This window comes from Catenulispora sp. GP43 (assembly GCF_041260665.1).
GTDB lineage: Bacteria > Actinomycetota > Actinomycetes > Streptomycetales > Catenulisporaceae > Catenulispora.
This window is the reverse complement of the sequence record NZ_JBGCCT010000003.1, coordinates 245,297-263,778: the sequence shown is the minus strand read 5'-3', so window position 1 is coordinate 263,778 and position 18,482 is coordinate 245,297. Positions and strand designations below refer to the sequence as shown.

Here is an 18,482-nt window from a genome sequence, read left to right as displayed (position 1 = left end):
GAGCGATCATGAAGGCGATCGTGGTGGGGGCGGGATTCGGCGGGCTCACTGCGGCAGTGGGCCTGTTCCAGCGGGGGTGGGACGTCACAGTCGTGGAGCGCGCCGCGGAGCTGCGGCCCGTGGGGTCCGGCCTGGCTGTTGCGCCGAACGGGTTGCGGGCGCTGGACACCCTGGGCGTCGGCGACGCGGTGCGGAAGCTGGCCGCGTTCCAGGGGGACGCGGCGGTGACCCGTTCGGACGGCCGGGTGATCGCCCGCACGGCGAGCAAGGCCATGATCCGCCGGTTCGGGGACGCGGTGATCCCGGCGACGCGGTCCTCGGTCATGGACGTGCTCACCGCGTTGCTGCCGGCGGACGTGTTCATGCTGGGCGTCGCGGCCCAGGGGGTCGAGGCGGGCAGCGCCTCCCAGCGGCCCCGCCTGCTGACGGACTCCGGGCCCCTCGAAGCGGACCTGATCGTTGCCGCCGACGGAGTGAACTCCGCACTGCGCAAGACCCTGTTCCCGGAACATCCGGGGCCTGTCTACAGCGGCATCACCGCGTGGCGGCTTCTTGTCCCGACACCGGCGGGAGACTTCCTGCCCGGCGAGGTCTGGGACGGCGGCCGGGTCTTCGGGATCACTCCGCTGGCCGACGGCCGCACCTACGCCTACGCCGCCGATCACTCCGAGCCCGGCGTGGTCTACCCGGACGAGAAGGCCGAACTGCTACGGCGCTTCGGCGGCTGGCACTTCCCGGTGCCCCAGCTCATCGCCGCCGCGGATCCCGAGACGGTCCTGCACAACGACATCTACGAGATCGCCGAACCGTTGCCCGCGTACCACCGAGGCGTCGTCGCGATCCTGGGCGACGCCGCGCACGCCATGACCCCGCATCTCGGCCAGGGTGCGAATCAGGCCATGGAGGACGGTGTCACCCTGGCGGCGCTTGTGGGACCGGCTAAGAGCTCTGTGGAGGTCGTGACCGCCCTCGCCCGCTACACCGCCCTGCGGGCCCCTCGGGGAGCGGACATGGTGCGCCGGTCGCATCGGATGGGCGCCCTGACGCAGAGCACCTCACGTCCTAAGGCGGCGTTGCGGAACCTGGCGATGGGCCTCGCCGGACGCCTCGTGCCGGACCTGGCGTTGCGGGCGATGGATCCGGTGGTCGCGTGGCAGCCGCCACAGTGACCGTAGGCTAGGCGGCATGACCGAGACTGCGTCGCCTCCCGTCCCCATTCGCTACGGCTTCCTGGGCCCGGCGGGGACGTTTACGGAGGCGGCGCTTCTTAGCGTTCCCGGCGCGCGGGAAGCAGAGCGGGTTCCGTATGAGTCGGTGCCTGCGGCTCTGGACGCGGTGCGGCGCGGTGAGGTGTCCGGCGCGGTCGTGGCGTTCGAGAACTCCGTCGAGGGGGCGGTCCCGGCCACGCTCGACGATCTGTCCACTGAAGAACCCCCGCTGCGCATCGTGCGGGAGATCCTGTTGCCGGTGGAGTTCGCGCTCATGGGGCGTCCCGACACGGCGCTCGCCGACATCAAGACGGTGTCCAGCCATCCGCACGCCTATCCGCAGTGCCGCCGCTGGCTGGCCGAGAACCTGCCGGACGCGCGGTGGGTGGCGGCGTCGTCCAATGCGGACGCGGCGCGGCTGGTGTCCGAGGGCGTGCACGACGCCGCCCTGGCGGGTTCGTTCGCGGCGCCGTTCTACCGGCTCACCCTGCTCGCCGAGAACATCCACGACGTCAGCGGAGCGGTCACCCGGTTCGTGATGGTCGTGCCGCCCGGGCCGCCGCCGGCCCGCACCGGCGCCGACAAGACGTCCCTCGCCGTGGTGCTGCGGGACAACCACCCGGGCGCGCTTCTTGAGATCCTTGAGGAGTTCGCCGTCCGGGGCGTGGACCTGATGCGCATCGAGTCGCGGCCCACGCGCTCGAAGCTGGGCACCTACTGGTTCTCCATCGACTGCGAGGGGCACCTCGACGACGCGCGCGTCGGCGAAGTCCTGACCGGCCTGCGGCGGGTCGCCGCCGAGGTCCGGTACCTCGGCAGCTACCCGCGCGCCGACGGACGCGCCGCGGAGATCCGCAGTGGGACCTCCGACGAGGACTTCCGCGAGGCCGCCGAATGGCTGGCCGGCCTCAGGAGCCGATGAGCGCGTTCAGCAGGGCCTCCCGCTCGGCGATCGCCGTGTAGAGCTGCTCGGAGATCGAGCGCAGCGCCGTCAGCGAGTCGTACTGGTAGGCCGCGAGCACGTCCGCCATGGGGTTCTCCATCAGCGTCTGGCGCTCCAAGGCCAGCTCCGCCTGCTTGGCGCGCAGCCAGATCAGGCGGCCCCGCAGCCACAGCTCGCGCTGCGGATGGTCCTTCGCCGGGCCCGAGGAGGTCAGCGACCACTCTTCGCTGAGCTTCTGCAGCGCGGGAAGGTCGTCCTTCTCGTAGGCGGCGTTGACGCGGGTGATGAAGGCCGAGCGGCGCGCGATCTCGGTCGGGTCCTGGACGAGGTCCGGGTGCGACCGGCGGGCGAGCTCGCGGTACAGCCGTTGCGCGGTCTTGCTGGGCCGCACCGGCACGTCCGGGTCGGCGGCCGGGGGCGCGCTCTCCGCGCGCGGCCGCGGGGGCTTCTGGTCCTGCTCCGTGCCACCTTCCTCATCGTCCTCGAGCAGCCCGGCGTTGGCGGCGGCGAACAGCAGGGGGTCCTCGCCATCGACCCGCGCCCGGGCCTCCACCGCACGGCGGATCGCCTCGGGGTCGCCGGTCATGGCGGCTTCGGTCTCGGCGGTGAGCGCGTCCAGCTCGTCGAGCCGGCCGTACAGCGGGCCCAGTTGGATCTGGTGCAGCCGGGTGAACTGGTCCAACTCGGCACGCAGCGACTCGACGGCCACCTGCGTGTCCAGCAGGGCCGTCTCGGCCACCACGACGGCGTCTTCCAGACTCTGGAACAACGGCTCACTCATTGCCTGGGCAGTCTCCACGGTTGGTCCTCACAGATTTACTCAGGGCACTGCGGCAGAGAGGGTACAGGAGCGACAAGGGGCGACGACTCCGTCTTCGGGCGTACTGTGGTGCGCAGGATGATCGACCTTAACGCAGATCTGGGCGAAGGTTTCGGGCGTTGGCGTTTAGGTGATGACGACGCTCTCCTGGAACTGGTCACCAGTGCCAACGTCGCCTGCGGCTTCCACGCCGGCGATCCCTCCACCATGCGCCGGGTCTGCTCGGCGGCCGTCGGCCGCGGAGTACGGATCGGAGCCCAGGTAGGCTACCGCGACCTGGCCGGCTTCGGCCGCCGCGACATCGAGTACGACCCCCACGAACTGGCTGACGACGTCCTCTTCCAGATCGGAGCTCTGGACGCCTTCGCCAGAGCAGCCGGAGACCGGGTCCGTTACGTGAAACCGCACGGGGCTCTGTACAACCGTATCGTGCATGACGCCGTGCAAGCCGAGGCGGTGGTCCGCGCGGTGTCCAGTTTCGCCTCCGCGTACGACGTCGACGTCCCCGTCCTGGGCCTTTCCGGCTCGGTATTCCTGGAATTGGCGACCACAGCGGGCCTGACCACCATCCCCGAGGCCTTCGCGGACCGCGCCTACACCCCCCTGGGCACCCTCGTCCCGCGCTCCGCGCCGGGCGCGGTGGTGACGAGCCCGGAGGAGGTCGCGGGACGCGCCGTGGAGATGGCCGTGTCCGGCACGGTCCGGGCGATCGACGGGACGCTGCTGGAGATCTCGGCACGCTCGTTGTGCGTGCACGGGGATTCGCCCTCCGCGGTGGCCATGGCGGCCGCGGTCCGGGAAGCCTTGCGGTCGACGGGGGTCGAGGTCGGGGCGTTCACGTGAGCGATGGCTCGGGCGCCGGTACCGGCGCCGGGTCGGTCCGACCCGCGGGTCCGTTCGGGGTGCTGCTCGAGTTCGATTCTTTGGAGAAAGTTCAGCGCTGCTTCGCCTGGACCGAGCGCTGGCGCGTGGCGCGGCCGGGTGTTCTGGTCGACGTGGTGCCCGCCGAGCGCACGCTGATGGCCATCGCGACGTTCGACGACGCGGGGCAGCGCGGGCTGCGGGAGTTCGCGGCTGCGGTCGCGGATGTGGACTGGTGCGCGCAGAGCACGACTGGACCCGAGCCCGAGCCCGAGCCCGATACCGAGCCCGAGAGCAAGCCCGGTATCGAGCCCGAGATCGTTGAGCTGCCGGTGCTGTACGACGGTCCGGATCTCGATGACGTCGCGCGGCTGACTGGGCTTGCCCTAAATGAGATCGTTTCGTTGCACACGGAGGCCGAATTCACGGTCGCGTTCACCGGCTTCGCACCCGGCTTCGCGTACCTGACCGGCTTGCCGGACGTGCTGCGCGTGCCACGCCGTGATGCGCCGCGGACCCGCGTGCCTGCCGGAGCGGTGGCCTTGGGCGGGCCGTACAGCGGCGTTTATCCACGGGAGTCTCCCGGCGGTTGGCAACTGATCGGGCGCCTGGCGTCATGGGCCCCGGCCCTGTGGGACGAGGCACGGGACTCGCCGGCGCTGCTCCGACCGGGCACCCGGGTCCGGTTCCGCGACGCGACGGGGCGAAGCCGCCCGGACGACGCTCCCGGCGGCCGTGAGGAGGCCGCGGCGCAAGCCGGCGAGCCCGGCTTGCGGGTGGTGCGCGCCGGACCTCTGACGACGGTGCAGGACCTCGGCCGCCCGGGCTTCGCGCACCTCGGCGTCCCGCGCTCGGGCGCGGTCGACCGGGCGTCGCTGAAGCTCGCGAACCGGTTGGTGGGCAACGAGGAGGGTGCCGCGGCGCTCGAGCTGACGCTCGGCGGCGGGGCGGTGTGCCTCGAGGTGGGGCGCTGGGTCGCGGTTGCCGGCGCTCGGTGCGAGGTGACGGTGTCGGTGCCCGAACCCACGCCTCCCCACCAGAACAAGGTCATGCGCACGGTCCCGGGCGCTGCCTTCTACGTGCCGGGCGGCGCGGTGGTCGATGTGGGGCCGGCCGCGGCGGGGGTGCGCGCGTACCTCGCCGTGGCCGGGGGTGTGGGCGGTGCGGGGGTGTTGGGGAGCCGGTCGGTCGACCTCCTGTCGGGAGTTGGCGGGCGGGCTTTGGCGGCTCAGGAACGCCTCGCGATCGGCGATCCGGTGGGCTTGCCACCGGACATTCCGGGCCTGGGACTGGCACCGCTGCGGGACGTGGATGATCCCGTGGTGGTGCGGTTGGTCTTGGGGCCGCGCAGCGAGTGGTTCACGGAGGATGCGGTCCGGGACTTGATCGCGGCGCGGTGGACGGTCGGGATGGAGTCGAACCGGACAGCGGTACGGCTGGACGGCCCTTCACTGCAGCGGGTCCGCGAGGGTGAGCCGGCGAGCGAGCCGCTGGTCGTGGGGGCCGTGCAGGTGCCCCGCGACGGCCGCCCGCTGCTGTTCCTGGCCGACCACCCGGTGACCGGCGGCTACCCGGTCATCGCATGCGCCCACCCGGCGGACTTGGACGCCGTGGGACAAGCGCGCCCGGGCACCGGCATCCGGTTCCGGATGGTCGGCGGCACAAGCCGGCGCTGAGGGCGACGTCAGGTCGCCCCGGACGCCGCACCCGACTGTCCCCGCGGCGGGTTCATGTACGCCCCGAGCGTGGCACGGGCCAGCGAGGACTGCGCGCGCGACAGGAAGCGTGATCCGGGCCCGGGAGCCGAACCGGGGCCGGAGTCGGGATCAGGATCCTTGTCGGGATCACCACCGCCGGGCTGAGATTCGGCGCCGGAGCCGGTGCGCTGCCGCGGGACGCGTGGCGGAATCCGGGGCCGGTCCGGCTGTGGCGCGGCGGTGGCAGATGCGAGCGGCTCGGCGGCGATCGGTGGCGCTGATGGTGTTGTGGGCGAAGGCGATGCTGCCGAGTCGTGGACCGCTCGCGGGGTAGCAACGGCGAGTTCGGCAGTTGGGCTTGAGGTTGCTGAGGGACTTGGCCTCGTGGAGGCGGGGATGCGCGCGGACGGCTGCGGTGGATCGGCGGCCGGTGGCGGGGCAATGACCCAGGAGGTTGGCGGTGAGCTGGCGGAAGCTGCGGCATTCGGTGGCGAATCGGCGGCAGTGTCGGCGGGCGCGGACTTGCGCAGGAGATTGGCGAGGGCCGGCGAGGCTGCGGGCCTGGCGCTTGGCGGCGAGCTCGCTGAGGCTGCGGCATTCGGCGGCGAATCGGCGGCAGCACTGGCGAGCGCGGTTTCGCGCAGCAGATCGGCGAGGGCTGATGAGGCTGCGGGGTTTGCTGGCGAGTCGGCGGCAGCGTCGGCGAGCGTGGCCTTGTGCAACTGATCGGCGATAGCCGGTGTGGCTGCGGCATTCGGCGGCGAATCGGTGGGCGCGGTCTTCCGCGATTTGTTGGCCAAGCCGGCAGGTACGGCATTCGGCTTCGGATCGGAGGAGTTGTTGGGCGCCGGATCGGGGGAGTCGGCGGGCGTGGCGTCTGGGGTCGGGGCCGCGGAGTCGGTGCTCGGGGTGGCGAGTAAGGATTCTGCCTTCGCGGCGGGTGTGGGATCCGGCTCGGCGAGGAGCAGTGCTGCCGTCGGTTGCAGGGTGTCCGGGTCCAGCCAGCCCTGCTTGATGGCTTCTTGCTGGCAGCCGGTGCGGGAGCGGCCGTGGGCGTGGGAGATGGCTTTCCAGCTTTGGCCGGTGCGGAGGTGGCGGAGGAGGTCCGCTCTTTCCTCGTCGGTCCAGCGGGTGCCGTGTTTGGGCCATTGGGCTTTGCGGCGGGCTGTTTCGGGGTTGGGTTGTCTGGCGAACCAGGTGATGGAGCGGAGTTGGCCTTGGGAGGCCACGTAGACGATGTCGCCTTGGTGGTGGAAGACCAGTTGGTCGTCGTGGAACTCGACGCCGTCGGCGGGGATCATCAGCTGGGCGCCGGGGGTTGTTTCGGGGGCGGCTATGAGTTCCGCGCGGAGCCAGGGTTGGGTTTGGGTCGGCATTGTTTCCCCCTCTGGGGTGGTTTTGTACTGGTTTCACCAGAGTGGCAGAGGGGTGTGACATTTTTTGGGTTTTTGGGGGATTGGGGATAAGACATCTTATATTATTGCTGCTGCTTCTGGCGCTTCTTGGTGCGGGTGCGGGTCAGTAGGAGGCTGGTCAGCATGCCGCCGAGGAAGGTGCCCGCGAGGGTGAGCCACATGGGGCTGGTCACCGTGACCACCCAGAAGGTGATGCTGGCTTTGTGGGTGTTGGCCAGGATGAACCAGATCGCCACCACGGCGATGACGATGCCGCCGATCATGCGGGACCGCTGAGCCTTGTCGGCCGCGGTGCGCGGGGCTTGCGGGGCCGGTGGGGGCTGGGGGGCGTCCGTCGTCATGCACGGCCTGTTGCCGGGGTGGGGGCCCGGAAACGTGGATTGCCCCGAACAGGGGAACGGCCGCGCGGTCGCTGGTGTCAGGGGCCGTTCAGGGAGAAGACCACTGAGCCGAAGGAGACCTCGTCGCCGGGGTGGACCGCCGTGGGCGCTGTTATGCGCCAGCCGTTGACCCGGGTGCCGTTGGTGGAGCCCAGGTCGACCAGGAGCCAGCCGGCCGGGGAGCGGCGGAACTCGGCGTGGAAGCGGGACACCGTGGTGTCGAACAGTTGGAGGTCGCATTCGGGCATGCGGCCGATGCGCAGGATGCCCTGCTGGCCGCCGGGCAGGGACAGGCGGGGCAGGGAGGGGCCGCGCCAGGCGGCCTTGATCTTGAAGCGGAAGTGCGCGACCGCGGAGACCGCGTTCACCACGCGCTGGCCGAAGCCCGGCGGTTCGGGCGGGATCGGTAGATCGGAGACGAGTTGGGTCAGCTCGCTGTGCGAGCGCACCGCCAGGGCCTGGTCGATGCGGTGCGAAAAGGTGTCGCTGGACAGCCGGCCGGCCTCGGCGCCGGCCGACAGCGCGTCGATGGCTTCGTCGCGCTCGGCGTCCGACGGCCGAAAGTCCGGCGGCTGCCATCTGGCATTCCCGAACGAAGGACCTCCCATGGAAGAGATTGTCCAGTGTCGGCCGATCGGGTGTCCAGCAAGACTGTGGGTGTGATCGAGGCCTGCGTCAGCCGCGGGGGTCGCTCACCTGGCCGAGGAACAGGATCTGGCCGGTCACGGTATCTCTGATCAAGAAGAGGAAGGGTCGGTCGACGTGCATCTGGGCCGGTTGCTGGACCGGCTGCGCGGGCGCGGCGCCGGCGATGACCGTGACGCCCGAGGCCGCGGCCGCCGTGGTGCCGTCCTCGTCCACGGCGACGTGGGTCTTCTGGACGACGGCGCCGACCCACAGCGGCTCGGCCTTGGCCGGGATGGCGCTCAGGTCCGCGGAGGCCGGGTCGAAGAGCGACTTCATCCCCAGGGTCTGGAGCGCGGCGTTCAGCTGGCGGCTGGTGTCGAAGGTGAACTTCGGCAGTTCCAGGTCGACCGGGACCGTCGTCGCCGAGGAGGTCATGGCGGTGAGTTGGTCGGCGGTCAGCGAGGTGCGGAACGCGTCGAAGGACCCGGCGGCCGGGAGCACGATGCCCATCGCCAGGTGGCCCTGCTGGTAGGGCAGTTCTGCGTATTGCCAGCCGTTGCCCTGGGCATAGGCGGTATCCGTCCTGCTCCCCATCGTGGAGACGTTCGCGGTCGTGCCGTCGGTGAGGTGGAACGGCTTGTCCGAGGTCATGTACTTCGCGAAGGGGGTGGCCCACTGCGCCTTGAGGTACAGGGCGTCGGTGAGGGCCAGCCGGGTGTCGGCGGATACCGAGCCGGGACCGAAGAGGTCCTTGATGAGGCCGTTGGTCTGATCCTCGACCGTCTTGTCGATCGTCTGGCGCGCGTTCTCCGGGTTCGTGAAGTCGGTCTCGCGGACGCCGGCGTCGAAGGCCGAGGCCAGGGTCCGCAGATACGGCTGCTGGATGCCGTACCCCTTCTGCGCCCACACCGTGTCGTACTGCTGCAGGTCCGCCTTGTCGGCGAGGACGCGCTGCGCGGTAGCCGAGTCCAGGGCGCCGAGCGCGTCCGCGAACCGGTCGGCGGGCATGGTGGTGTGCAGGGCCTTGGCCATCTGGTCCGCGGTCTGCCCCTTCGCGCCGGGCATCAGCATGGTCAGCACCGTGGCCAGACTGGCCGGGGAGATCATGACGTCGCCCTCGTCCCGGTCCGCGACGGAGTGGAAGACGTCCACGCCGAAGCTGTTCACGGCGGCCGCGGCGGCGGTCTCGTCGGGCTCGGCGACGATCGCCCGCGCGGCGTCGGCGCGCACCAGCGAACCGCCCGCCGACGAGGTGCCGCCGGAGGACGAGCACGCCGTCAGAGCGGCCAGGGATGCGGCGGCGATCGCGGCTATCTGCTTGCGTGGCATGCGGATTGGACGCAGGCGGGGCCGATCCGGTTTCCCCCGGAGGGGGGTGACCGTGTCCGGGGTCGATCGTTGAAGTGGTCATGAACGTCACGACCGTGCCCCCGATGTCTCCCTCGGCGATGCCACAGAACCAGGATCAGGAAGGACCCGGGGAAGTCGTTGACATCCCGCAGCAGCAGGACGTCGAACCGCCGGCGCCCGCGGAGGGGGAGGTCCCTGCGGAGGAGGACTTCCCCGCGGAGGCGGTCGCCGACCCGGAGCCGGCCGGGGAGGAGAAGGAGCCGCGCGAGGAGAAGGAAGAGAAAGAGGAGAAAGACGACAAGGACGAGAAGAAGGCGGCCAAGCCGAAGCGCAAGAGCGCCCCTCGCAAGGCCGCCGGCGGCACCAAGACGCTTGTCGTCCTGAAGGAGGGGCGGGTCCAGTACGCCGACGCGGACGCCGTCGTCGTGGTGGACCTCGACGAGGCCGCCTCCCCCGACACCGACGTGCACGACGTCCTGGACCGGCTCACGGAGCTGCGCGACGCGGCCGAGTCGCCGGCCAAGGCCGACGCCGTCAGGTCCCTGACCGACCTGATCCAGGAGAAGGCCCTCGGGTAGGCGGTCAGGACTCGGCGGGCGGCTGCCACAGCGGTTCGTCGACGGTGAAGCCCACCGGCTCGCCCCAGCTGTTCCGGTACGAGACCTCGTGCACGGGACGGCGCGGGGCGACGCCCCAGCGGCCGGTCGGGTAGCCGAAGGACACGCAGCAGGACTGGGTCCACTTCTCGTCGGCCGGGACGCCGAGGATCTCCTTGACCTCGGCGTCATGGAAGCCGCCGAGGATCGAGGTCAGTGCGCTGCCGACACCCTGGGCCCGGGCGGCCAGCTGCGCGTTCCAGACCGCCGGGAAGATCGAGCCGCCGGTGCGGTCGCGCTGGACGAAGGCGAACAGGAACAGCGGGACCTCTTCGAAGTGCTCGCCGAGCCACTGCGAGGACCTGGTGACCTTGGCCATCTGCCGGGACTCGGGGCTGTCCGGGTCGGCCTCGATGGCGGCGATCATCGGCGCGTAGACGGTCTTGTAGAGCTGGTCGAGGGCGTCGCGGTAGAGCGGGCCGATCAGCTTCTTCTTCTCGGGGTCGTCCAGGAGCAGGAACCGCCAGTTCTGGCCGTTGCCGCCGGAGGGTGCGCGGATCGCGGCGTCCAGGATGCGGGCCTGGACGGACTCCGGGATCGGGTCGGGCTCGACCCGGCGCATGGCCCGGGTGGTGTAGAGCGCTTCGTAAATGTCCATGATGATCGGCAGGGTAGATTTCTTCCCCCAGTGGGGCAAGGGCGCGCTCAGCCATGGCGCAGCGCGTAGCTCAGGCGGTCCGCGACGGCGGCACGGGCCAGCCGCGCGGCGGTCGCGTTGTCCACAGCCAGGAACACCAGACCGCCGTCGTCCGGCGCGGAGCGGGTCAGGGAGCCGGCGTCCGCGGGGTGCGCGATCTCGAGGACTGAGACGTCCATCGCGACCGCCGTCTCACCCCGTGGCGGGTCCGTACCGGGCTCCGGGACCGGGCCGGGGGCGGTGTCCGGCGGGCCCGGCGGTCCGCCCGGCCCGGCGTCGCGGGCGGCCAGGACGTCGATCCGGTCGCCGGGGCGCAGGTATCCGGTGCTGCCGGCGTCGGCGAACCGCACCGGGACCGCGACCAGGCCGCTCATCAGGGATTCCGCCGCGAAGCGGGGCGGCCGGCGCGGTGGCGGGGCCGAGTGCTCGGCGGTCAGCAGGGCCATCGAGACGCCGGCGAAACCGGCGGCGCCGATGACGCGCAGCCGCCGGGTGCGCGACCAGCGGCGCCGGCCGGGCAGGCGGGCGGCGAGCTTCGGGCGGGCGGTGGTGACGGCGGGCATTGCTCCCCCTTGCGTAGTCAGGACGCTTCGGGGAGTAATGATCCGAGGGGGTCGTCAACGGTGTCCACCGGTCGCCGGGCGACCTGTGGATAACCGGGGTGGATCTGTGGATAACCCGGTGGACAACCGGGCGGCGCTCAGCTCTTTGTGGACGAAGACGAGCCCGAGCTTGACGACGACGAGGAGGACGTGCTCGACGAGGAGGACGACGACTCGCCCTTCGACGAGCTGCCCGAGCTGCCCGAGCCGCTCGAACTCCCGGAGCCGCCGGAGCTCTTCGAGTCCGAGGACCCCGAGGAACCGTTCGACGACGCCGGCGGCGTGGACGAACTCGACGACGAGCGGCTGTCGGTCCGGTAGAAGCCGCTGCCCTTGAACACGATGCCCACAGCGGAGAAGACCTTGCGCAGTTCGCCCTGGCAGTTCGGGCAGACGGTCAGCGCGTCGTCCGTGAACTTCTGCACGACCTCCAGCGCCTCACCGCAGTCCTTGCACTGGTACTGGTAAGTCGGCACGGGGAAACTCCTTCATCGACCTGGCACTCTGGCCGCCAGACTGCCAATTCTGCGGGAAAGGCGCGCGGACTGTCCAATGCGGTGGGGCGGTCCTGTGACACACCTCACCCACGGGGCCGCTCACACGGCCGCGTTCCGCGACAGAACAGGACGTCAGAACAGCGGGATCTCGAACCAGACGAACTTCCCGGCGTCGGTGGGCCGCGCGCCCCACCGCGCCGACAGCGCGTCCACCAGATACAACCCGCGACCGCCCTCATCTGTTTCCGCCGCCTGCCGGATCCGGGGCAGCCGCACGTCCGGGTCGTGGACCTCGATCCACAGCGCCCGCAGGCCCCGGCGCAGCACCAGGTCCAGCCGCCGCGAGCCGCCGGGGGCGGCCAGGGTGCCGTCCAGCATCCCCAGCTCGTCCAGCAGGCCGGGCTCGGCGAGCAGGTCCATCTCGTTGTCCTCGTCCAGGGCGCCGAGGTGGTCGGCGTACTCCCGGACGGCCGCCAGCTCCATCATGTCCTCGGCCATCGGCGGCGGCTCGGGCTCGGGGTACTGGTCGGAGTCGGAGAAGGACCACGGGGTCGGCCGCGGGCTGCTGGCGTGCCGCACCGCGTTGGTGATCAGCTCGGAGACCAGCAGCTCGGCCAGCTCGGCGTGCTCGCTAAGGCCCCACTCGCGAAGCACGGCCCGGGTGTGGTGCCGGGCTGCGAACGCCGCTTCGGGACGCGCCGGCAGGGCCAGGCGCGACAGCGGCAGATCCACAGTGGACGTCGCCATGGCGAGTACCGCCTGGTCGTCATGCGCCCCGCTGCCGGCGGCGCGCAAAGCGGCCCGGCAGATCGCCCGGGGCTCGCGCACCACGCGCTCGATGGCCAGACACAGCGTGCGCACACCGGTGTCCACCGACTGGTCGCGCCGTTCCACGACCCCGTCCGTGTACATCACCAGCACGTCCCCCGGAGGGATGCTGAAGATGTGGTCCTCGAACTGCACGGCGCCCTTGCCGCCGCCGGGCCCCAGCGGGCCGATGCCCAGCGGGACGTCCGGCGGGACTTCCATCGGATAAGTGCCGTGCGCGGAGGCCAACAACGGCGGCGGATGTCCGGCGTTGGCTAAAGCGCAGCGCCGCGTGAAGGGGTCGTAGATCGCGTATACGCAGGTGACGAGGATCTCCTCGTTCAGCCCGCGGACCAGTTCGTCCAGGTACGACAGCAACTGGCCGGGCTGCACATCCAATACGGCGTATGCACGCAGCGCGGCGCGCAACTGTCCCATCACCGCGGCGGCGTGCGCACCGCGTCCCTGGACGTCCCCGATGACCACGCCGATCCGTCCGGCCGACAGCTCGACGACGTCATACAAGTCGCCGCTGACTTCGGAAGCGGCGCCCGGCGCATAGCCGACGCGGATGGAGACGCCGTCAGGCAGCGGGAGGTCGGTCGGCAGCAGAGACTTCTGCAGCGCCAGGGCCAGCGTCCGTTGCCGGTCGAACATGGCCGCGTTCTCCAGGGCCAGCCCGGCCCGCGCCGCCAGCTCCTCGACGAGCTCCAGGTCCGCCGTGTCGTACCGGGGCGTGGGGTCGGCGTCCTCGGTCAGGGCGATGGCGAGCACTCCGCGCACCCCGCTGGGCGCCAGCAGCGGAACGGCGATCAGCGACTTCGCGTCCAGCAGGAGCGCCTTGCGGTCGCACTCCTCATCCTGGTCCAGGGCCTTGACCCTCGGCGCGCCCTGGATGAGGACCGGACGGCCGGTCCGCAGCGCGCGGTCACAGGGATGGCGCGCGGGGTATTGGATCTCCGTACCCGCACGCATTGGGGGACACGGAGAGGTGTCCGTACTGTGCACTGTCACCAGACGCTGTGCGACGCCGTTCTCATCCAGCAGGTCCACGACACAGGTGTCGGCGAACGCCGGGACCAGGATCTCGGCCAGCGCGGCGAGCGTCCGGCCGGTGTCCAGTGAGGTCCCCAACTGCATGCCCGCGCGCGACAGCACCGCGGCGCGCACAGCGGCCCGCGCGGCGGCGCGCTGCTGGTCGTCCCGGCTGGCGTCGGAGCCGAACAGGTCGATCGCGGTCACCACGGTGCCGGTGACCATGCCGCCGTTCATCATCGGCGCGGCCCGCACCCGGGCGAGCAGGGAGTCGCCGTTGCGCGTGGTGATGGGGAAGGAACCTTCCCACGTACCGCCGCGTTGGACGGTCGACCCGATGGAGTCCAGGTGTGACAGAGCGTTGCCGTTGGTGCCGTCGGCGACCACGAACTCGGTCCACGGCCGGCCCAGGACCTCTTCGCCGTACCAGCCGAAGAGCTCCTCGGCGGCGGGGTTCCAGCCGGTGATCTGGCCCCGGTGGTTCAGCACCACCACCGGGTCGGGCAGGGCCTCGAGCACCGAGATCGCCGAGGTCTGGGTGCTGTTCGCGGGTACGAGCTCGGCGGGTGGTTGCGGCCGGGCATGCGGGAGCTGTTCCCCGGTCCCCGGCTGACGTCGCATGTGAGGTACCAACCGCTCTGCCGAACCCTGACGTTCTTTAAGCGCCGAGTCTGCCACTAGCGGCCGCCTCAGCGCGAGAGAACCCCGCCGGGAGATTCGTCCCAGTGGCGAACGCTTTCCCCGGCGACCGCCATGTCGACCGCGCGGTCGTGGGGCTCGACCGGGAGGTCGACGTCGAGCTCGCCGGGGTAGAGCAGGGCCGCCACCCGGGGGCGTGCGGCGCGGGGGGACGCCTCGATCCTGGTCAGCACCCGGTCGTAGCTGCCGCCGCCGCGCCCCATGCGGACGCCGTCGGGGGACACCGCCAGCGCCGGCACCACGATCCAGGAGGCTGACAGCACAGCGTCCCGGCCCAGTGACTCGGCGGGCTCGGGGATGGGGCTCGGCCGGGAGCCTCCGGGCGGGATCCTTCGAACGAGTGAATCAGGGCCGGAAAACCACCCCCACGACAGGTCCATGTCATTCTCTAGAATAGGTAGCAGGACGCGGATACCGCGCCCACGCAATCCCGCCAGCAGCGGGCCGGTGTCCGGCTCGGTGCCGAACGAAGCGTAGGCGGCGACCACGTCCGCCCCACTCATCTGCCCCACCAGCACTTCGCACGCCGCAGCCGCCCACGCCGCACGCCTCTCGGGGGCGCACGCGCGCCGGGCGGCCAGCAACCGTGACCGGATCGTGCCCTTGGCAAGGCCCGGGTCGTTGAATTGATTAGTCATGCTGTGCTCAAGAATGCCAGGCCGCGAGAGGAGTCCCACCGATGTCTCTCACGGCGGTGGTCTTGGTGTTGCTGGCCGTGGCCTGTGCCGCGTTGGCCGGCATGAACCTGGCCCTGCGCCGTCGCCTGGAGCACGTGGAGGAGACCACCCGCACCGCCCTGGCCCAGGCCGCCAGCGAGGTGACCGGGCTGGAACAGGGCCGGGAGGACCTGGAGCGGCTGTCCGCGCTCGATCCGCTGACCGGGGTGTGGAACTACCGGTACCTGCAGGGCGCGCTGGCCCGGGAGCTCGAAGCCGCGCGGGCCACCGGCGTGGGCGGCGCGCTGCTGATGATCGATGTCGACGACTTCCGCCAGGTGAACGCCGGGTACGGCCATCAGCGGGGCTCGGCGGTGCTCCGGGAGTTGGCGCAGCGTTTGGCGCTGGAAGTGCGACACGCCGACACTTTCGCCAGATACGGCGGCGAGGAGTTCGTCCTCATCCTTCCCGGCACCAACGCCGAGACCGCTGCGAAAGTCGCGGAACGGCTCTGCTACGCGGTCCGCAAACTCACTTTCGATGCAGGTCCGGACGGCGACTCGGAGCAGGGGCCGTTCCAGTTGACGATCTCCGTGGGCGGTGTGATCTTCCCCGACCACGGGACGCATGCCGCGACTCTGTTGCGGGTCGCTGATGAACAACTCATGGCAGCTAAACGAGACTCTCATGGAAGTTGGCGCATCACCTGATAGCGTCCCGATTCATGGTGGAGGTTCGCAAAGCAGTCATCCCATCCGCAGGCCTGGGTACCAGGTTCCTGCCGGCGACCAAGGCGACACCCAAGGAGATGCTCCCGGTCATCGACAAGCCGACGATCCAATACGTCGTCGAGGAAGCCGTGACCGCCGGGCTGACCGACATCCTGATGGTGACCGGCCGCAACAAGCGGCCGCTGGAAGACCACTTCGACCGTGCCGCGGAGCTTGAGGAGGCGCTGCAGGCCAAGGGCGACACGGTCCGGCTGGAGCAGATTCGCGCGTCCGCGGAGATGGCGAATGTCCACTACGTCCGGCAGGGCGACCCCAAGGGCCTGGGCCACGCGGTCCTGAAGGCGGAGTCCTATGTGCACGGCGAGCCCTTCGCCGTCCTGCTCGGCGACGACTTCATCGACGAGCGGGACCCGCTGCTGCCCGCGATGATCGAGGTCCGGAAGCGCTACGGCGGCTCCGTGGTCGCGCTCATCGAGGTCCCCGAAGAGCACATCCACATGTACGGCTGTGCCGCGGTGAAGCCTGCGGCGGACGGCCCGGCGCTGGAGCAGAAGCACACCAGCCTGATCCAGATCACCGACCTGGTGGAGAAGCCCAACGCCGAGCAGGCTCCGTCGAACCTCGCGGTGATCGGCCGCTATGTGCTGGACCCCGCGGTGATGGACGTCCTGCGCGAGACCGCTCCGGGACGCGGCGGGGAGATCCAGCTGACCGACGCCCTGCGCACCCTGGCGGGCGACCCCGACATCGGCGGGCCGGTCCACGGCGTGGTGTTCACCGGGCGGCGGTATGACACCGGCAACCCGATCGACTACCTGAAGACCGTGGTGCAGCTCGCGGTGGACCGCCCCGACCTCGGCCGGGAGTTCCGTGACTGGCTGTCGTCGTACGTGAGCGCGGGCTTCCAAGACTGAGGCGTTGACTGAGGCGCTGACTGAGGCGCTCGCCGTCCGCGTCCGCGGCATAAGGGATGATGGACGCATGTCCGATTCCGAGAACGCGACGATGCGCAGTGTCGACGACCACCTGAAGACGGTCCTCGACACCGTGCAGCTGCTCGCCCCGATGGAGCTCCCGATCACCGATGTGAACGGGCTGGTGCTCGCCGACGACGTGGTCTCGGCCATCTCGCTGCCGCCGTTCGACAACTCCTCGGTCGACGGCTACGCGGTGCGGCTGGCCGATCTGGCGGGCGCCGCCGAGGACAGCCCGGCGGAGCTGCGCGTGCTCGGCGACATCGCGGCCGGCTCGGTCCACGAGGGTCTCCTGGAACCGGGCACCTGCCTGCGGATCATGACCGGCGCGATGGTGCCGCACGGCGCCGAGGCGATCGTGCCGGTGGAGTGGACCGACGGCGGTACCGAGAGCGTGCGCATCACCCGGGTCCCGGAGCGCGACGCCCACATCCGCATACTGGGCTCCGACATCGCGGCCGGCGACGTGGTGCTCAAGGCCGGCACCCGCCTGGGCCCGCGCCAGATCGGCCTGCTGGCCGCGATCGGCCAGGTCCACGCCCCGGTGCACCCGCACCCGCGGGTCGTGGTGCTGTCCACCGGCTCGGAGCTGGTCGAGCCGGGCACGCCGCTGGGCCCGGGCCAGATCAACGACGGCAACGGCCCCGCGCTGACCGCCGCGGTGAACGCCATGGGCGCCACCGGCATCCGGGTCGGCATCATCGGCGACGACGCGCAGGGGGTGCTCGACGCCATCGAGGACCAGCTGATCCGCGCCGACATGGTGGTCACCACCGGCGGGGTCTCGGTCGGCGCCTACGACGTGGTGAAGGAGGTGCTCTCGACGCTGGGCACCGTGCAGTTCACCAAGGTCGCGATGCAGCCGGGGATGCCGCAGGGCTTCGGCACGGTCGGCGAGGACCGGATCCCGATCTTCACGCTGCCGGGCAACCCGGTGTCGGCCTACGTGTCCTTCGAGATCTACATCCGCCCGGCGATCGAGAAGATGATGGGCATCGAGACCGGGCCGCGCAAGACCGTCACCGCGACCTGCTTCGGCGCCTTCACCTCGCCCGAGGGCAAGCGCCAGTTCGCCCGCGGCGTCTACGACCCACAGGGCCTGAGCGTCCGGCCGGTCGGCGGCCACGGCTCGCACCTGGTCGGCGACCTGGCCCTGGCGAACGCGTTGATAGTGGTGCCGGAGTACGTGACCGAGGTGGTCGACGGCGACGACGTCGAGGTGATCGTGCTGGACGGTGGTCCCCGGTGAGCTCCGGGGAGGCCGCCGCCGGCAAGTCCGACCGCCTGACTCACATCGACGCCACCGGCGACGCGCGCATGGTCGACGTCACCGAGAAGCCGGTCTCGGCGCGCCAGGCCCGGGCGACCGCCTTCGTCGAGGTGTCGCCGAAGGTGGTGGAACTGCTGCGCGGCGAGGGCGTGCCCAAGGGGGACGCACTGTCGGTCGCGCGCATCGCCGGGATCATGGGCGCCAAGAGGACGCCCGACCTGGTCCCGCTCTGCCACCCGATCGCGATCAGTGGCGTGAAGGTGGCGCTGGAGGTCGAGGACTCCGGCGTCGCCATCGCCGCGACCGTGAAGACCGCGGACCGCACCGGTGTGGAGATGGAAGCGCTGACCGCGGTCGCGGTCGCCGGGCTGACGGTCATCGACATGGTCAAGGCGGTCGATCCGGCGGCGGTGCTGACGCGGGTGCAGGTGGAGACCAAGACCGGCGGTGTCTCAGGGGACTGGTCGCGCGAGGGCTAGAGCGGGTGGGCGCTCCGGCGTCCACTCGATAACTCTTGCGACTTGAAGGTCTCGGTGTCATGGTGCCCCGAACGCGGGCTGTGAGCATCCTCACAGGTCGGGTTCGTATTAGGCCGATCAGACATCTCCCCGAGATCT

At 70.8% G+C, this 18,482-nt stretch carries 19 protein-coding genes; 9 read left to right on the top strand and 10 right to left on the bottom strand.

Features of this window, described 5'->3' with window-relative positions; translation table 11 throughout:
• Positions 1 to 8 precede the first annotated feature (8 nt).
• Entirely contained in the window at positions 9 to 1,169 is a 1,161-nt protein-coding gene (locus ABH926_RS08395) for an FAD-dependent monooxygenase (RefSeq protein WP_370364820.1), read from the top strand.
• 16 nt (positions 1,170 to 1,185) lie between these two features.
• Positions 1,186 to 2,130, top strand: coding sequence for a prephenate dehydratase (pheA, locus tag ABH926_RS08390; RefSeq protein WP_370364819.1), 945 nt, complete (start codon positions 1,186 to 1,188; stop codon positions 2,128 to 2,130).
• On the opposite strand, the gene ABH926_RS08385 is transcribed toward pheA, so the two are convergent.
• Positions 2,117 to 2,932 (bottom strand): hypothetical protein, encoded by an 816-nt coding sequence (locus ABH926_RS08385; RefSeq protein WP_370364818.1) that lies wholly within the window; start codon positions 2,930 to 2,932, stop codon positions 2,117 to 2,119. The two genes, pheA and ABH926_RS08385, sit on opposite strands and share 14 nt — an antisense overlap.
• A 117-nt stretch (positions 2,933 to 3,049) precedes the next feature.
• Here ABH926_RS08385 and ABH926_RS08380 point away from each other — a divergent pair, with 117 nt between their 5' ends.
• A complete protein-coding gene (locus ABH926_RS08380; RefSeq protein ID WP_370364817.1) occupies positions 3,050 to 3,814 on the top strand; it encodes a LamB/YcsF family protein in 765 nt (254 codons plus the stop codon).
• The gene (locus tag ABH926_RS08375; protein WP_370364816.1) at positions 3,811 to 5,508 is read left to right on the top strand and encodes a 5-oxoprolinase/urea amidolyase family protein; all 1,698 of its coding nucleotides are present in this window, start codon (positions 3,811 to 3,813) and stop codon (positions 5,506 to 5,508) included. The genes ABH926_RS08380 and ABH926_RS08375 overlap by 4 nt, the downstream gene beginning before the upstream one ends.
• Before the next feature lie 8 nt (positions 5,509 to 5,516).
• Here ABH926_RS08375 and ABH926_RS08370 read toward each other — a convergent pair whose 3' ends face one another.
• The 4 genes from ABH926_RS08370 to ABH926_RS08355 form a co-directional block, all read right to left on the bottom strand.
• On the bottom strand, positions 5,517 to 6,905 hold the full coding sequence (locus tag ABH926_RS08370; RefSeq protein ID WP_370364815.1) for a hypothetical protein: 1,389 nt from the start codon (positions 6,903 to 6,905) through the stop codon (positions 5,517 to 5,519).
• 101 nt (positions 6,906 to 7,006) lie between these two features.
• On the bottom strand, positions 7,007 to 7,285 hold the full coding sequence (locus ABH926_RS08365; protein ID WP_370364814.1) for a DUF1049 domain-containing protein: 279 nt from the start codon (positions 7,283 to 7,285) through the stop codon (positions 7,007 to 7,009).
• A gap of 77 nt (positions 7,286 to 7,362) precedes the next feature.
• Entirely contained in the window at positions 7,363 to 7,932 is a 570-nt protein-coding gene (locus tag ABH926_RS08360) for an FHA domain-containing protein (RefSeq protein WP_370364813.1), read from the bottom strand.
• A 67-nt stretch (positions 7,933 to 7,999) separates the two neighbouring features.
• Positions 8,000 to 9,280 carry a serpin family protein gene (locus ABH926_RS08355; RefSeq protein WP_370364812.1) on the bottom strand — a complete coding sequence of 427 codons (1,281 nt, stop codon included), beginning with the start codon at positions 9,278 to 9,280 and terminating at the stop codon, positions 8,000 to 8,002.
• An 80-nt stretch (positions 9,281 to 9,360) separates the two neighbouring features.
• On the opposite strand from ABH926_RS08355, the gene ABH926_RS08350 reads away from it, so the two are divergent.
• Complete coding sequence (locus ABH926_RS08350; protein ID WP_370364810.1) at positions 9,361 to 9,879, top strand: hypothetical protein; 519 nt, start codon at positions 9,361 to 9,363, stop codon at positions 9,877 to 9,879.
• A gap of 4 nt (positions 9,880 to 9,883) precedes the next feature.
• Here ABH926_RS08350 and ABH926_RS08345 read toward each other — a convergent pair whose 3' ends face one another.
• The 5 genes from ABH926_RS08345 to ABH926_RS08325 all read right to left on the bottom strand — a co-directional run bounded on the left by ABH926_RS08345 (position 9,884) and on the right by ABH926_RS08325 (position 14,872).
• Positions 9,884 to 10,555: a nitroreductase family protein gene (locus ABH926_RS08345; RefSeq protein WP_370364809.1), complete on the bottom strand. Its 672-nt coding sequence runs from the start codon at positions 10,553 to 10,555 to the stop codon at positions 9,884 to 9,886.
• Positions 10,556 to 10,602: 47 nt separating this feature from the next.
• On the bottom strand, positions 10,603 to 11,157 hold the full coding sequence (locus tag ABH926_RS08340; protein ID WP_370364808.1) for an RcpC/CpaB family pilus assembly protein: 555 nt from the start codon (positions 11,155 to 11,157) through the stop codon (positions 10,603 to 10,605).
• A 137-nt stretch (positions 11,158 to 11,294) separates the two neighbouring features.
• On the bottom strand, positions 11,295 to 11,672 hold the full coding sequence (locus tag ABH926_RS08335) for an FmdB family zinc ribbon protein (RefSeq protein ID WP_370364807.1): 378 nt from the start codon (positions 11,670 to 11,672) through the stop codon (positions 11,295 to 11,297).
• A 153-nt stretch (positions 11,673 to 11,825) separates the two neighbouring features.
• Positions 11,826 to 14,156, bottom strand: coding sequence for a SpoIIE family protein phosphatase (locus ABH926_RS08330; protein WP_370364806.1), 2,331 nt, complete (start codon positions 14,154 to 14,156; stop codon positions 11,826 to 11,828).
• Between the two features lie 68 nt (positions 14,157 to 14,224).
• Positions 14,225 to 14,872, bottom strand: a complete 648-nt coding sequence (locus ABH926_RS08325; protein WP_370364805.1) for a 5-formyltetrahydrofolate cyclo-ligase — start codon at positions 14,870 to 14,872, stop codon at positions 14,225 to 14,227.
• 41 nt (positions 14,873 to 14,913) lie between these two features.
• On the opposite strand from ABH926_RS08325, the gene ABH926_RS08320 reads away from it, so the two are divergent.
• The 4 genes from ABH926_RS08320 to moaC all read left to right on the top strand — a co-directional run bounded on the left by ABH926_RS08320 (position 14,914) and on the right by moaC (position 18,344).
• Positions 14,914 to 15,600, top strand: a complete 687-nt coding sequence (locus ABH926_RS08320; protein ID WP_370364804.1) for a GGDEF domain-containing protein — start codon at positions 14,914 to 14,916, stop codon at positions 15,598 to 15,600.
• 14 nt (positions 15,601 to 15,614) lie between these two features.
• A complete protein-coding gene (gene galU / locus ABH926_RS08315) occupies positions 15,615 to 16,535 on the top strand; it encodes a UTP--glucose-1-phosphate uridylyltransferase GalU (RefSeq protein WP_370364803.1) in 921 nt (306 codons plus the stop codon).
• A 67-nt stretch (positions 16,536 to 16,602) separates the two neighbouring features.
• A complete protein-coding gene (gene glp / locus ABH926_RS08310) occupies positions 16,603 to 17,844 on the top strand; it encodes a gephyrin-like molybdotransferase Glp (protein WP_370364802.1) in 1,242 nt (413 codons plus the stop codon).
• Positions 17,841 to 18,344 (top strand): cyclic pyranopterin monophosphate synthase MoaC, encoded by a 504-nt coding sequence (gene moaC / locus ABH926_RS08305; protein WP_370364801.1) that lies wholly within the window; start codon positions 17,841 to 17,843, stop codon positions 18,342 to 18,344. The genes glp and moaC overlap by 4 nt, the downstream gene beginning before the upstream one ends.
• The last annotated feature ends 138 nt before the right edge of the window (positions 18,345 to 18,482 follow it).

Excerpts from the sequence above, each read along its gene's own strand:
- ABH926_RS08395 (WP_370364820.1), top strand. The coding sequence starts at position 9 with ATGAAGGCGATCGTGGTGGGGGCGGGATTCGGCGGGCTCACTGCGGCA.
- pheA (WP_370364819.1), top strand. The coding sequence starts at position 1,186 with ATGACCGAGACTGCGTCGCCTCCCGTCCCCATTCGCTACGGCTTCCTG.
- ABH926_RS08385 (WP_370364818.1), bottom strand. The coding sequence starts at position 2,932 with ATGAGTGAGCCGTTGTTCCAGAGTCTGGAAGACGCCGTCGTGGTGGCC.
- ABH926_RS08380 (WP_370364817.1), top strand. The coding sequence starts at position 3,050 with ATGATCGACCTTAACGCAGATCTGGGCGAAGGTTTCGGGCGTTGGCGT.
- ABH926_RS08370 (WP_370364815.1), bottom strand. The coding sequence starts at position 6,905 with ATGCCGACCCAAACCCAACCCTGGCTCCGCGCGGAACTCATAGCCGCC.
- ABH926_RS08365 (WP_370364814.1), bottom strand. The coding sequence starts at position 7,285 with ATGACGACGGACGCCCCCCAGCCCCCACCGGCCCCGCAAGCCCCGCGC.
- ABH926_RS08360 (WP_370364813.1), bottom strand. The coding sequence starts at position 7,932 with ATGGGAGGTCCTTCGTTCGGGAATGCCAGATGGCAGCCGCCGGACTTT.
- ABH926_RS08355 (WP_370364812.1), bottom strand. The coding sequence starts at position 9,280 with ATGCCACGCAAGCAGATAGCCGCGATCGCCGCCGCATCCCTGGCCGCT.
- ABH926_RS08350 (WP_370364810.1), top strand. The coding sequence starts at position 9,361 with ATGAACGTCACGACCGTGCCCCCGATGTCTCCCTCGGCGATGCCACAG.
- ABH926_RS08345 (WP_370364809.1), bottom strand. The coding sequence starts at position 10,555 with ATGGACATTTACGAAGCGCTCTACACCACCCGGGCCATGCGCCGGGTC.
- ABH926_RS08340 (WP_370364808.1), bottom strand. The coding sequence starts at position 11,157 with ATGCCCGCCGTCACCACCGCCCGCCCGAAGCTCGCCGCCCGCCTGCCC.
- ABH926_RS08330 (WP_370364806.1), bottom strand. The coding sequence starts at position 14,156 with ATGCGACGTCAGCCGGGGACCGGGGAACAGCTCCCGCATGCCCGGCCG.
- ABH926_RS08325 (WP_370364805.1), bottom strand. The coding sequence starts at position 14,872 with ATGACTAATCAATTCAACGACCCGGGCCTTGCCAAGGGCACGATCCGG.
- ABH926_RS08320 (WP_370364804.1), top strand. The coding sequence starts at position 14,914 with ATGTCTCTCACGGCGGTGGTCTTGGTGTTGCTGGCCGTGGCCTGTGCC.
- galU (WP_370364803.1), top strand. The coding sequence starts at position 15,615 with ATGGTGGAGGTTCGCAAAGCAGTCATCCCATCCGCAGGCCTGGGTACC.
- glp (WP_370364802.1), top strand. The coding sequence starts at position 16,603 with ATGTCCGATTCCGAGAACGCGACGATGCGCAGTGTCGACGACCACCTG.